Here is a 13,155-nt window from a genome sequence, read left to right as displayed (position 1 = left end):
GGCGAACCGCCGTATCAACGTAAAGACGCAATATATCCCGTCGGCTGTCCATCGCTACAGCCCCAGGTAGGCGGCGCGCACCCGGCTGTCTTCCAGCAAGGCATTGCTGGGGCCCGAAAGCACCATGGAGCCGGATTGCAGCACGTAGGCGTGTTCCGCGACCGACAGCGCCAGGCGGGTGTTCTGTTCCACCAGCAGGATCGTCAGCCCGCTGCGGTGGATGTCCACCATGGCCTGGTGCATTTCCTCGACGATTTTCGGCGCGAGGCCGTGGCTGGGCTCGTCGAGCAGCAGCAGCCGGGGCTTCAGCATCAGCGCCCGGCCGAAGGCCACCATCTGCTGCTCGCCGCCGGACAGCGTGCCCGCCGCCTGCCGCCGGCGCTCTTGCAGCCGGGGGAACAGGGCGTAGATCCGGTCGCAGTCGCTCCTGACGGCCGCCGTGTCGCGGCGGCGGGTGTAGCCGCCCAGATACAGGTTTTCCTCGACCGTCATATCGGGAAATACGTGGCGGCCTTCGGGGACGTGGGCGATGCCCAGTTCCGGAATGCGGTGCGGCGGGAGGCGCAGGATCTCCTGGCCGTCGAACTTCACGCTGCCGCGGGTCTTGTCCAGCAGGCCGGAGATGCAGCGCAACAAGGTGCTCTTGCCCGCCGTATTGGCGCCGACGACGGCGATGAAGCCGCCTTCCGGCACGCTCAGCGACACGTCATGCAACACCGGGCTCCGGTCGTACGAGGCGGTCAGCGCTTCGATCTGCAGCAGGTTCGGCGGGCTCATGCCGGCACCTCCACCTGTTCCAGCGATTTGCCCAGGTAGACTTCGATCACGGTCGGGTTGGAGGCGATCTCGGCCGGGCTGCCTTCGGCTATCTTCTGGCCGAACGACAGCACCAGGATCCGATTGCAGAGCCGCATGATGGCGCGCATGTGGTGCTCCACGACGATGAAAGTGATGCCGGACTCGTCGCGCAGGGTGCGGATCAGGTCCAGCATGGCGTCCATTTCGGATTCGTTCAGCGCCGCCATGACTTCATCCAGCAGGAACACCTTGGGATCCGTGCACAGCGCGCGGGCGAGCTCTACCCGCGCCTGTTCGGGAAACGACAGTTCGCCTGCCGGTTTTTTCGCGATGGCCGACAGGCCGACGCGGTCGAGATTGGCGCGCGCGACCTGGCGGGCGCGGTCCACGTCATGGCGCAGCAGCCCGCCGACCAGAACGTTGTCCAGCACCGTCATTTCAGGGAACAGCGCCACGTTCTGGAATGTCTTGGTCATGCCCAGCGCGGCGATCTGGTGGGGGCGCAGGCCGCTGATGTCGCGGCCGTCCAGTTCGATGCGCCCGCCGTTGCCGCGGTACAGGCCGACCAGCAGGTTGAACAGCGTCGTCTTGCCCGCCCCGTTCGGACCGATGAGACCCAGGATGTCTCCCTTGGCGACGGTGAACGATACGTCGTCCACGGCCTTCAGGCCGCCGAAGCGGCGCTGGATGTGGGCGACCTTGAGGATGTCAGGCATGCTGCCTCCCCGTCAGGTTCCGCAGCCGCGCCCACAGCGCCGACAGGCCGCGAGGCTCGATCAGGATGATGGCGATGAGGATCAGACCGAAGGCCAGCTGCGATACGCCCGCGGTGTGGCCGGACAGCCAGTCGTTGAAGACTTCCTCCAGCGGGATGATCACTAGTGCGCCGATCAGCGGGCCCGCCACGGTGCCCACGCCGCCGATGATGCAGATGAGCGCGACGCGCACCGAGATGCCGACCAGCGAGAACACCGTGTCGGGATCGAAGAAGTAGATGAATTGCGCGTATAGCGTGCCGCAGGCGCCCATCAGCGCGGCGGAGATCACGGCCGCCAGGATCCGGGTGCGGGCGGTGTTCACCCCGATGACTTCCGCGGCTTGCGGGTTGGCCTTCACCGCGCGCAGGCGGTAGCCCAGGCGCGAATGGCTGATAAGCGCGAACACGACGGAGGTGATCAGCGCGGCGCCCAGCATCAGGTAGTAGTAGGGGATGCTGGACTTGAACTGCATCTGGGACAGTCCTTCCGAGTACGGGATCGATACGCCCACCGGGCCTCCCGTTACCGATGCCCAGGTATTGGCGATGGCACGCAGCACTTCGCCGAAGGCCAGCGTGGCCAGCGCGAAATAGTGGCCGCGCAGCCGCATGGTGGGCAGGCTGAGCAGCGCGCCCGCCAGCGCGGCGACCCCCATGGCGGCGACGATGCCCAGCCAGGGGGAAATGCCGTAGCGCATGAGCAGCAGGGTGGAGGTATAGGCGCCCAGGCCGAAGAATGCCGCGTGCCCCAGCGAGATCTGGTTGGCCAGCCCGCCCACGATGTTCCAGGACTGGCCCATGGCGGCGAACAGCAGCACCAGGGTCAGGACACGGATGCCGTAGCCCTGGTCCTCCATCAGCCAGGGCGCGCCCGCCGCGACGGCCAGGACCAGCGCCCATTGCAGGAATTGTCGGTTCAGAGTCATCAGCCCGCCTTTTTCAGTAGACCTTCCGGACGCACGGCCAGGACCAGGATGAAGATCGCGAAGAGCACCAGGTTCTGCAACTGCATGGGCAGCACCAGCGAGGACAGCGACTGGATGACGCCGACAGCCACGCCGCCCACCACCGCTCCGATCACGCTGCCCAGGCCGCCCAGCACGACGGCGGTGAACATCAGCACGCTGAATTGGGCGCCGACCGTGGTCGAGGCCGTCAGGTAGGGCAGGATGATCCCGCCGCCCAGCGCAGTCATGCCCACCCCCAGGCCGAACGCCAGCTGATGCACGCGGTGCGTGGAAATGCCCGACAGCCTGGCGGCCATGGGATCCTGCGCGGTGGCCCGCACGGCCATGCCCCACCAGGTTTTCTTCAGCACCCACCACAGGACCAGGCCCGCGACCGATGCCACCACGAAGGCCAGCAGATAGGGCGCGCTGAGCAGGATGGGACCGATCGCGAACGCCGTCATCTGGTAGGGCGTCTGCACCGACCGGAACTCGGACCCGAACAGAATCAGCGCCAGGTTCTCCATGACGATGAGCAGGCCCACCGTCAGGAAGATCTGAGCGACCGCCGGGGCCTTCATTACCCGGTTGATCAGGTACTTCTGCGTCAGCACGCCGAGCACGAAGGCGACGGCGAACGAGAGCAGCGACCCGAGCAGTGGATCGAGCCCCAGCAGTTTCCAGGCGAAATACGCCACGAACATGCCCACCATCAGGAACTCGGCCTGGGCGAAGTTGACGATGGAAACCACGCCGAAGACCAGCGTGAGACCGATCGATATGACCGCGTAAACGCCGCCAAGCAGGATGCCGTCCACCAGGGCCTGCAAGAATTGCATGGTCGCTCTCCGTACGCCGCGCGCGCCGCGCTCAACCCGCGCTGATGACGCGGCCCTTGGCCAAAGCCTGCGGCCAGACTGAAACAAGCTCGTTGTTCTGCCACTGGACCATGATCGGCTGCGCCATGGTGTTCAGCCCGTTGGCGTCGAAGTGCACGCCGCCGCCCGACATCACGCCCGCCCAGCCCTGGTCGTACTTCTGGGCGCGCAGGGCCTTGGATACCGCTTCGGGCTTGTCCGACGCAGCGACTTCCAGCGCTTGCGCCAGCACGCCGGCGCAGACCGCGTGCTCCAGCGCCTCGTGCGGCATGAACGTGCCGAACCGCTTGCGGTAGCGTTCGGTGTATTCGGGCGCCTGGTCGTAGTTGGCGGGCGCGATGGACAGCACGGCCTGCGCGTACTGGCCCAGCGCTTTGGCGAAGTCGGGGATGACATAGCCGGCCGCGCCGCCCACGACCGGCACGGTCAGGCGCTGCTGCCGCATGACGCGGATGATCAGCAGGCTGTCGTTGAGGTAGGAAATGGGGAAGACGATCTGGGCGTCGGAGCCCCGCAGCTTGCTGATCAGCGGGGTGACGTCGGTGATGCCCAGCGGGTAGGCCTCGTCCAGCACGATCTGCGCGCCCGCCGCCTTGGCCGCGTTGCGCACGCCCACCGCCTGCGACGTGCCGTAGGCGGTGTCTTCGTAGAGCAGGGCGATCTTCTTGATTTCGGACGCGCCGGCCACGACCGACGCGGCGTAGTCGTACTGCGCGCGCCCGAGCACGGAGCCCTTGGATACCACCTGGAAAATGTGCTTGAAGCCGCGCTCGGTGAGCACATCCGAGAACGACATGGTCAACAGCGGAATGCCGCGGCGTTCGGTGACCTCGGATACCGCCAGGGTCAGCGATGAGGCATATGCGCCGATGATGGCGACGCAGCGGTTCTGCGTGATCAGGCGCTGCGCCACGGTTGCCGCCGTGGTGGGCTGCGAGGTGGCGTCAGCGATGATGAGCTTTAGCTTGGCGCCGCCCAGGGCCTTGATGCCGCCAGCCGCGTTGATTTCGTCGGCGGCCAGTTCCAGCCCCTGGCGCGAGTTGATGCCGAACTGGGCATTGGCGCCCGACAGCGGCAGGATCACGCCGACATTGACTTCGGACGGAGCGGCCAGCGCGCGGCCGGGCAGGCTTGCCGCCAAGGCAGCGGCGCCGAGGCCGGCGACGAATTCCCTGCGCCCGCGGCGGATCGCCTGTTGGGGTGTCTTCATGGTTGTCTCCTGGCTTTTTTCGAGGATGGCGCTCGGCAGCCAGCCCGGCGCTCTGGGCCAATTATTGTTCGCGTATTTCATTCGGTCAAGAATATTGTCAGACAATCCGACTATTGACGATCTCACCAAGTTTGACTGACAATCAGACAAAATCACCGGCGAGCAAGCCAGGCCTTGCCGGTCACCGCCACGAGAGAGGAGCAACCATGGCAGACGTCAAATCCGAAACCCAGGCCCTGTTCGACCAAGGCCTGAACCTGCGCCGCGAAGTGCTGGGCACCGAATACGTGGACGGCTCGCTAGCCCGCGCCAACGAATTCATGATGGCCTTCCAGCACATCACCACCGAATGGTGCTGGGGCTATACCTGGGGCCGCCCCGGCCTGGAAAAGAAGACCCGCAGCATGCTGAACTTGGCCATGCTGACGGCGCTTAACCGCCCGGCCGAGATCAAGCTGCACGTCAAGGGTGCGCTGAACAATGGCGTGACGGTCGAGGAAATCAAGGAAATCCTGCTGCAGGCCACTGTGTATTGCGGCATTCCGGCGGGCCTGGACGCGTTCAAGGTGGCCAACCAGGTGCTGGAGGAGGAAGGCGCCTTCAAGGAGCCGCAGGCATGAGCGCGCCGGGCACTCCGCAAGCGCGCGTTGGCCTGATCGGCATCGGCAGCATGGGCTGGCCCATGGCCGCCCGGCTGGTCCAGGCCGGGTTCGCGGTGACGGTGTTCGACGCCGCGCCGGGCCAGGCCGGGAAATTCGCCAAGGAGGTGGGCGGGCAGGCCGCGGCGACTTGCGCCGAACTGGCGGGCCAGGCCGACATCATTTTCACCATGCTGCCCACCAGTGCCATAGTCGAGCAGGTGCTGGGCGGCGAGCAGGGCGTGCTGGCGGGCTTGCGGCCGGGCGCCGTCGTGGTGGACATGAGTTCCGGCGTGCCGGCGCATACCCAGCGGCTGGCCCAGGCCGTGGCCGCCGCCGGCGGCGAGATGGTGGACGCGCCGGTGTCCGGCGGGGTGCCGCGCGCACGCACGGGCGAGCTGGCGATCATGTTCGGCGGTCCCGCGGCAACGCTGGAACGGGTGCGTCCGGCCCTGGCCTGCATGGGCACGTCGATCACGCCCGTGGGAGACGTCGGCAGCGCCCACGCCATGAAGGCATTGAACAACCTGGTGTCGGCGGGCGGTTTCCTGATCGGGGTCGAAGCCATGCTGATCGGCCAGCAGTTCGGCCTGGATCCGAACGTGATCGTGGACGTGCTCAACGCGTCGACCGGCATGAATAATTCCACCCAGAAGAAGTTCAAGCAGTTCGTGCTGTCGCGCCAGTTCAATTCCGGCTTCGGGCTGGACCTGATGGTCAAGGACCTGGGCATTGCGCTGGGCATCGCCACCGATACCGGCACGCCGACGCCGTTCGCGTCGCTGTGCCGGGAACTCTGGGCTTCGGCCGGCAAGACGCTGGGCAAGGGCCAGGACCACACCGCGGTCGCCCGCTTGTCCGAGCAGTTGGCGGGCGTGGAATTGGGGCCCAAGAAGGACTGAAGCTCCATGCGGCGCGGCCCAGGCCGCGCCGTCTCGGTCCCGCATGAACGGCCGGGCCGACGCGTCGGGATGGGGCAGGGCCCGCGCAGATAAGACAGCGTCTGATAATGCGTGCCCGCGCCCCAAGCGCGGGCTTTTCTCGGGCATAGTCTGCGGCAGCTCCGGCATGGCCGGGCGCTGTAGCGAAAGCAGCATGCCCCCACAATCGCAGTTTCCCGTTCATCCACGCGTGATCGCGGCCTTCGACTTCGACGGTACCCTGACGCGGCGTGACACGTTCGTCCCCTTTCTGGCCCATCTTTCATGGGCCAGGCTGCTTGGGGCCCTCCTGGCGGCCGCGCCCGCGCTGACGGGATGCGCGCTGCGCCTGCGCAGTAACGAGCACGCCAAGGCGGCGCTATGCCGGGCGGCGCTGAAAGGCCGTTCGCGCGCCGAGCTGGCTCGCATCGCGCGTGCATGGGTGCATACCATTCCCCTGCGTTCCGCCTTGGTCGAGCGGCTGCACTGGCATCAGCAGCGCGGCGACCATTGCGTCCTGGTGAGCGCGTCGCCGGACATCTATCTGGAAGAAGCTTCGCGCCATCTGGGCTTCTCCGACCTGATCTGCACGCGGATGTCTACGGATGGGCAGGGGCGGCTCACGGGCGATTTCGACGGGCCCAATTGCTGGGGCCCTGAAAAAATGCGCCGCCTGACCGAACGCTTCGGCCCCCGGGGCCGCTACGAACTGTATGCCTACGGCGACAGCCGCGGCGATCAATGGATGATCGATGCCGCCCAGCATGCCTGGTACCGCGGCCAGGCCGTGAAGCCATGAGCGCCATCATTTCCCTGCTGCGTCCGCAGCAATGGCTGAAGAACGGCTTCGTGCTGATCGGGCTGATCTTCAGCCACGGTTGGGCCGACCCGGATCTTGTATTCGCGGTGGGCGTGGGATTCGTGGCGTTCTGCCTGGCGTCCAGCGCGGTCTACGTGCTGAACGACTATTACGACCGGGCGGCCGACGCCGCCCATCCCACGAAGCGCCATCGCCCCATCGCCAGCGGCCAGGTCGGCCTGCCGCAGGCGCGCGCGCTGGTCGCGATCCTGTTCTGCGGCGCGCTGGGGCTGCCGCCGGCGTTTGGGGAATGGCCGGTGGCGCTGGCGGTGGCCTGCTACCTGGCGCTGAACATCGCCTATACGCTGTGCCTGAAGCACAAGGTGCTGGTCGATGTGTTCTGCGTCGCCGCCGGCTTCATGCTGCGCCTGGCTTGCGGCACCTATGCCGTAGGCATCATTCCGTCCCGCTGGATGCTGTTGTGCAGTTTCATGCTGACGCTGTTCCTGGGATTCGCGAAGCGGCGCGCCGAGATCGTCGCCGTGCCCGGCGGCGTGCTCGCCCTGGAGGGCAGCACGCGCATCGTGCTGCGCCACTACAACGCGCAACTGCTGGACAACCTGGTGGCCATCACTGCCAGCGCGACGCTGCTCACCTACGGCCTGTACACGGTGGATGCCGAGACCGCGGCATTGCACGGCACCCAGCACCTGGTCCTTACCTTGCCCATCGTCACCTTCGGCGTCTTTCGCTACCTGTTCCTGCTGTACAAGGGCGGCTCGGGCGAGGAGCCGGGTCGCGACCTGCTGGCCGATAACCAGATACGCATGGCGGTGCTGGCCTGGGTGATCGTGGTGGTCTTGCTCGTGGGAACTTGAAGATGGCATCTCCATGGCTGATTCTCAGCGGGGCCTGCAGCGTGGCGGCCAGCGTGGCGCTCAAGGCGGCGGGGGCGTCTTCGGCCATGGCCTGCTGTCCGGCGCGGAGTCGATCTCGGCCGCGCGCGTGGCGCGCCGCCTTCATCGCCATCGGCGTCTTCCTGCTGTCGAAATAGGCATATGAATTTCATGAGACGCTTTTTCGAAAGCACGGGCTACCGCTGGTTCCTCTTGTCCTGCGCCTACGTCGTCATCGCGGCCGCCGCCATGAACGGCTTCTATACAAAGTGGAGGCTGAACGACGGGCACCCGGCATTGAGCCTGTCGCGCATGGTCGAAGGCACGGCCCATCGCCCCTACGTATACAGGCAGTTCATGCCGGCACTGGCCAACGGGATCCAGGCCGCGCTGCCGCAGGCAACCGTGGCGCGCATCTCCGAGCGCCTGGCGGAGCCCCGGAGGCTGAATAGCCGCTCGGGGCTGGCGATGCGCTATCCGGGATCGGAAGCGCTGGTGCCGGCCGTCACCTTGCGCTATCACATCGTCTATTACCTCACCTTCTTGGCGCTGCTGGCCGCGCTGTTCGTGATGCGGCGCTTGTGCCTGCGGGCCGGCGCGGACGCAGTGGCCGCGACGGCGTCGCCCGCCATCGTCGCGCTCCTGCTGCCGTTCTTCCTGACCGAAGGCGGATACTTCTACGATTTCGTCGAGTTGCTCTTCATGATGGGCGCCGTCCTGCTGGCGATGGGGGCGTCGCGCCGCACGCCTCTGCGCCTGGCGGTCCTGCTGGCGCTGGCCGGCCTTGCGACCTGGAACAAGGAAGCCTTCTTCTTTTTCACCCCCTCCCTCTATCCGCTGCTGCGACGCAACCTGCCGCGCGCGCAGGCCGTCGCGCTGGTGGCGGCCCTGCTCTTCGTGTGCGGCTGCGTCTATCTGGCGCTGCGCATGCGCTATGCGGGGAATCCGGGCACGACGGTGGATTACCAACTGTGGGACAACCTGCGCTTCTATGCCGATCCCGGCAACTGGCTGCGCACGGAGAACACCTACGGCGTGCTGTTGCCGCGCGGCTTCGGAATCGTGAGCTTCCTGGCGTGCGCGGGCATTGCCGCCATCGGCTGGCCGCGCCTGCCGCAGGCACTGCGCCAGCATGCGATGCTGGCCTTCTCCGTCAACCTGCCGCTGTTTTTGCTGTTCTGCTCGCCCGGCGAGGTGCGCAACCTGAGCATGCTGTATCCCTCGCTTCTGGGCCTGTTGGCAATGGCGCTGACGGCCTGGATGGCCGCCGCCGCGCCGGGCCGCGGCGGCGGCGCGCCCGCCTGAGGGATTCCCTTTGTTACGTCGATAGCGGGTTTACCCTGTGTTTTTGCGGGCCCTAAATTTGTATGATGACCCGATAACTTAATCTTAGAGACACGTCATCATGCTGGCCCCGCAGCCGCCTTTCCCGTCCCGCCGCCCCTGCCGCACAGGGGCGTTCCATGGCTGAAGAATCCCGCATCCGCGAAGAAATCTGCACCGTCGGCGCCAGCCTGTACAACCGCGGCTATACCGTCGGCGCGGCGGGAAATATCAGCGCCCGGCTGGACGATGGCTGGCTGATTACTCCCACGGACGCCTGCCTGGGCCGCCTGGACCCGGCCGAACTGGCCAAGGTCGACCTGGAAGGCAACTGGGTGTCCGGCGCCAAGCCCTCCAAGACCCTGGTGCTGCACCAGGGCATCTATCGCGCCAGCCCCGAATCGCGCGGCGTGGTCCATACGCATTCCACGCACCTGGTGGCCTTGACGCTGACGGGCGTGTGGCGGCCCGATGAAGTGCTGCCGCCGATCACCCCGTATCAGGTCATGAAGGTGGGGCGGATTCCGCTGATCGGCTACCGCCGTCCCGGCGACGCGCAAGTCGCGGCCGAGGTGGCCGCCGTCGCGGCGCAGGTGCGCGGCGCGCTGTTCGAACGCCTGGGCCCCGTGGTGTGGGAGCGCTCCGTGTCGCATGCGTCCTACGCCCTGGAAGAGCTGGAAGAAACCGCCCGGCTGTGGCTGATGAGCGATCCCCGCCCGGAGCCGCTCGACACCGCGGCCATTGAAGAGCTGCGCGCGGTCTTCGGCGCACGTTACTGATTCATCCCGACAAAGCCGCCCGGCCGCATGCCCGCGGACCGGGATGGCGCACTCCTGGAGACTTGCATGCCCCCGATGGAAACGACGCTTGGCGCGCAGCCCGCCGCTGCAAAGCCGGCAGACACCCGCGAAACCGCGCGCGCCTACGCCAAGGTGTTCTGGCGGCTCGTGCCGTTCTTGATGCTTTGCTACGTGATCGCCTATCTCGATCGCGTCAACGTAGGTTTCGCCAAGCTGCAGATGTCGCAGGACCTGGGCTTCAGCGAAACCGTATTCGGCCTGGGCGCGGGCGTGTTCTTCATCGGCTACTTCCTCTTCGAAGTGCCCAGCAACCTGCTCATGCACAGGCTGGGCGCCCGCATCTGGATCGCGCGCATCATGATCACGTGGGGCATCCTGTCGGGCATGTTCATGTTCGTCGAGACGCCCACCGGGTTCTACATCCTGCGTTTCCTGCTGGGCCTGGCCGAAGCCGGCTTCTATCCCGGCGTGATCCTGTACCTGACCTATTGGTATCCGGCCCATCGGCGCGCCAAGATCATCGCGCTGTTCATGTCCGCCATCCCGGTGGCCGGCATCTTCGGCAACCCGCTGTCGGGCTGGATCATGGACGCCTTCCACGGCACGCACGGCCTGCAGGGCTGGCAGTGGATGTTCCTGATCGAAGCCATCCCCGCGCTGCTCATCGGCGTGGCCACCATCATGTACTTGGACAACGGCATCTCCAGCGCCAAATGGCTGACCGACGACGAAAAGAAGCTGCTGACCCGGGAAATCGAACAGGACCAGAAGCAGACGGGCTCGCAGAAGCATTCGCTGCGCGCCGTGTTCGCCGACAAGCGCGTCTGGTGGATGTGCCTGATCTACTTCGCCTTCGTGGCCGGCCAGTACGGGCTGACGTTCTGGATGCCGACGCTGATCAAGTCGACCGGCGTCACGGGCGCCTTCAACATCGGCCTGCTCAGCGCCATTCCGTTCATTTGCGCCATCGTGGTGATGAACCTGCTGGGCCATTCGGCCGACAAGCGCCGCGAACGCCGCTGGCACCTGATCGTGCCGGCGCTGCTCGGCGCGGTGGGCTTTTCCGTGGCTGCGTCCTTCGCCGACAACACCGTGGTATCGCTGGTCTTCCTGTCGATGGCCGCGGCCGGTGTGCTGACGTGCGCGCCCCTGTTCTGGTCGCTGCCGACGGCGTTCCTGTCGGGCACCGCGGCGGCGGCCGGCATCGCCATCGTCAACTCGGTGGGCAACCTGGCGGGCTTCGCCAGCCCCTACATGATCGGCTATCTGAAAGACCTGACCAGTTCCACCGCCTCCGGCATGTATGTGCTGGCCGCTGTGCTGGTCGTGGGCGCCATCGCGGTCTGGTTCACGCCGGCCAAGCTGGTCAACCGCTGACGCGCCGCTACGTTTACAAGGAATCGCAATGCCACGCCTGGCTGCCAATCTGACCATGATGTACACCGAGCATCCCTTCCTGGACCGCTTCAAGGCGGCGGCCGGGGATGGATTCTCCGGGGTGGAGTTCCTGTTTCCGTATGACTTCGCGGCGGCGGAGCTCAAGGCGCGGCTGGAAGAGAACGGCCTGGAACAGGCCCTGTTCAACGCGCCGCCCGGGGATTGGGCGGCCGGCGAACGCGGCATCGCTTCCTTACCCGGCCGGGAAGGCGAGTTCGAGCGTGGCTTCGACCAGGCGCTGGAATATGCCGCCGCGCTCGGCAACCGGAAAGTCCATGTGATGGCGGGCTTGATCCGCCCCGGCGAAGACCGCGCCGCGCACCGCGACGCCTATTTGCAGAACCTGGCCCGCGCGGCGCAAGCCGCGGCCTCGGCCGGCATCACCGTGGTGATCGAGCCCATCAACACGCGCGACATTCCGGGCTTTTTCCTTAACCGCCAGGACGACGCGCAAGCGGTCTGCGCCGAGGTCGGCGCGGACAACCTGAAAGTGCAGTTCGATATCTATCACTGCCAGATCGTCGAGGGCGATATCGCCGTGAAGCTTGAGCGCGACATGGCAGGCATCGGCCATATCCAGATCGCCGGCGTGCCAGACCGGCACGAGCCGGACCTGGGCGAACTGAATTACCCCTACCTGTTCGAGCGTATCGACGCCCTGGGCTATGCAGGCTGGATCGGCTGCGAGTACCGTCCCAAGGCGGGCACTTCCGAAGGCCTGGGCTGGGCCCAACCCTATCTCGCCAATCACTGAGCATTCCATCATGAAGATACTGATCACCGGCGGCGCCGGATTCCTGGGCCAGCGGCTGGCCCGCAAGCTGCTGGAACAAGGTTCACTGGCGCTGGATGACGGCGCGCGCCAGGCGATTACGCGGATCGATCTGCTGGACGTCGTCAAGACCGACGCGCTGACGGATCCGCGCGTGCATTCGATGGTCGGCGACATCGCCGACCCTGCCGTCCTGCAACAGGCCATCGACACGGAGACCCGCGCCATTTTTCACCTGGCCGCCATCGTCAGCGGGCAGGCCGAGGCTGATTTCGACCTGGGCATGCGCATCAACCTGGACGCATCGCGGGCGCTGCTGGAAACCTGCCGCGCGCTGGGCCACAAGCCGCGGGTTATCTTCACGAGTTCCGTCGCCGTCTACGGCGGCGTCTTGCCCGAGACCGTGCGCGACGACACCGCGCTCAATCCGCAGTCGTCCTATGGCACGCAGAAGGCGATCGCCGAGCTGCTGCTGGCCGATTACACGCGGCGCGGCTTCGTCGACGGCCGCGTGCTGCGCCTGCCTACGATCAGCGTGCGGCCCGGCCGCCCCAATGCGGCGGCCTCGTCGTTCGCCAGCGGCATCATCCGCGAGCCTCTCAATGGCGAGGCCTCGGTGTGTCCGGTTGGCGCCGACACGCGTTTGTGGCTGTTATCACCGCGCGGCGCAATTCAGGCCCTGATCGCCGGCTGCGAACTGCCGGCGGAAGCCGTGGCCGATCGCGCTCCCATCAATCTGCCGGGCGTGTCCGTCACCGTGGCGGAGATGGAGCAGGCGCTGCGCGAGGTGGCGGGCGACGAGGTCGCCGATCGCATCAGCTGGCAGGCGGACGAGCGCGTCGAGCGCATCGTCGGCAGCTGGCCCGGCCGGTGGGACACGGCGCGCGCGGCCAGCCTGGGCCTGAAGGGCGACCGCGATTTCGCCGAGATCATCCGCGCCTACATGGCCGACGACCTGCAGCGTTGAGCGCGCCGCGCCC

15 protein-coding genes are annotated in these 13,155 nt (G+C 66.6%); 10 read left to right on the top strand and 5 right to left on the bottom strand.

Going from position 1 to position 13,155, the window contains the following annotated elements; translation table 11 throughout:
• Nucleotides 1-54 precede the first annotated feature (54 nt).
• From JL37_RS22320 to JL37_RS22300, 5 genes are read right to left on the bottom strand one after another with little or no spacing between them, the layout of a single operon-like run.
• A complete protein-coding gene (locus tag JL37_RS22320) occupies nt 55-777 on the bottom strand; it encodes an ABC transporter ATP-binding protein (protein ID WP_043546811.1) in 723 nt (240 codons plus the stop codon).
• Entirely contained in the window at nt 774-1,514 is a 741-nt protein-coding gene (locus tag JL37_RS22315) for an ABC transporter ATP-binding protein (RefSeq protein ID WP_043546810.1), read from the bottom strand. The genes JL37_RS22320 and JL37_RS22315 overlap by 4 nt, the downstream gene beginning before the upstream one ends.
• Nucleotides 1,507-2,481 (bottom strand): branched-chain amino acid ABC transporter permease, encoded by a 975-nt coding sequence (locus tag JL37_RS22310; RefSeq protein ID WP_043546809.1) that lies wholly within the window; start codon nt 2,479-2,481, stop codon nt 1,507-1,509. Before JL37_RS22310 ends, JL37_RS22315 begins: the two co-directional genes overlap by 8 nt.
• Nucleotides 2,481-3,341, bottom strand: a complete 861-nt coding sequence (locus JL37_RS22305; protein ID WP_043546808.1) for a branched-chain amino acid ABC transporter permease — start codon at nt 3,339-3,341, stop codon at nt 2,481-2,483. Before JL37_RS22305 ends, JL37_RS22310 begins: the two co-directional genes overlap by 1 nt.
• Before the next feature lie 31 nt (nt 3,342-3,372).
• The gene (locus JL37_RS22300) at nt 3,373-4,590 is read right to left on the bottom strand and encodes an ABC transporter substrate-binding protein (RefSeq protein WP_043546807.1); all 1,218 of its coding nucleotides are present in this window, start codon (nt 4,588-4,590) and stop codon (nt 3,373-3,375) included.
• 206 nt (nt 4,591-4,796) lie between these two features.
• Here JL37_RS22300 and JL37_RS22295 point away from each other — a divergent pair, with 206 nt between their 5' ends.
• From JL37_RS22295 to denD, 10 genes are all read left to right on the top strand, one after another.
• A complete protein-coding gene (locus JL37_RS22295) occupies nt 4,797-5,210 on the top strand; it encodes a carboxymuconolactone decarboxylase family protein (RefSeq protein WP_043546805.1) in 414 nt (137 codons plus the stop codon).
• Nucleotides 5,207-6,130: an NAD(P)-dependent oxidoreductase gene (locus tag JL37_RS22290; RefSeq protein ID WP_043546804.1), complete on the top strand. Its 924-nt coding sequence runs from the start codon at nt 5,207-5,209 to the stop codon at nt 6,128-6,130. The genes JL37_RS22295 and JL37_RS22290 overlap by 4 nt, the downstream gene beginning before the upstream one ends.
• 193 nt (nt 6,131-6,323) lie before the next feature.
• Entirely contained in the window at nt 6,324-6,947 is a 624-nt protein-coding gene (locus JL37_RS22285; protein WP_052097521.1) for an HAD-IB family hydrolase, read from the top strand.
• Nucleotides 6,944-7,825, top strand: coding sequence for a decaprenyl-phosphate phosphoribosyltransferase (locus JL37_RS22280; protein ID WP_043546802.1), 882 nt, complete (start codon nt 6,944-6,946; stop codon nt 7,823-7,825). The genes JL37_RS22285 and JL37_RS22280 overlap by 4 nt, the downstream gene beginning before the upstream one ends.
• A 2-nt stretch (nt 7,826-7,827) precedes the next feature.
• Complete coding sequence (locus tag JL37_RS30585) at nt 7,828-8,001, top strand: hypothetical protein (RefSeq protein WP_156124358.1); 174 nt, start codon at nt 7,828-7,830, stop codon at nt 7,999-8,001.
• 13 nt (nt 8,002-8,014) lie between these two features.
• A complete protein-coding gene (locus JL37_RS22275; RefSeq protein WP_081955174.1) occupies nt 8,015-9,148 on the top strand; it encodes a hypothetical protein in 1,134 nt (377 codons plus the stop codon).
• Nucleotides 9,149-9,306: 158 nt separating this feature from the next.
• A complete protein-coding gene (locus tag JL37_RS22270) occupies nt 9,307-9,945 on the top strand; it encodes an aldolase (RefSeq protein ID WP_043546800.1) in 639 nt (212 codons plus the stop codon).
• Between the two features lie 75 nt (nt 9,946-10,020).
• Nucleotides 10,021-11,343, top strand: a complete 1,323-nt coding sequence (locus JL37_RS22265) for an MFS transporter (protein ID WP_043546799.1) — start codon at nt 10,021-10,023, stop codon at nt 11,341-11,343.
• Between the two features lie 28 nt (nt 11,344-11,371).
• Nucleotides 11,372-12,157, top strand: coding sequence for a 2-oxo-tetronate isomerase (otnI, locus tag JL37_RS22260; protein ID WP_043546798.1), 786 nt, complete (start codon nt 11,372-11,374; stop codon nt 12,155-12,157).
• A 10-nt stretch (nt 12,158-12,167) separates the two neighbouring features.
• The gene (gene denD / locus JL37_RS22255; RefSeq protein WP_043546797.1) at nt 12,168-13,142 is read left to right on the top strand and encodes a D-erythronate dehydrogenase; all 975 of its coding nucleotides are present in this window, start codon (nt 12,168-12,170) and stop codon (nt 13,140-13,142) included.
• Nucleotides 13,143-13,155 lie beyond the last annotated feature (13 nt).

The organism is Achromobacter sp. RTa (assembly GCF_000757485.1).
Classification (GTDB): Bacteria; Pseudomonadota; Gammaproteobacteria; order Burkholderiales; family Burkholderiaceae_B; genus Achromobacter.
The sequence above is the reverse complement of the archived record's forward strand: the minus strand, read 5'-3'. Positions and strand labels throughout refer to the sequence as shown.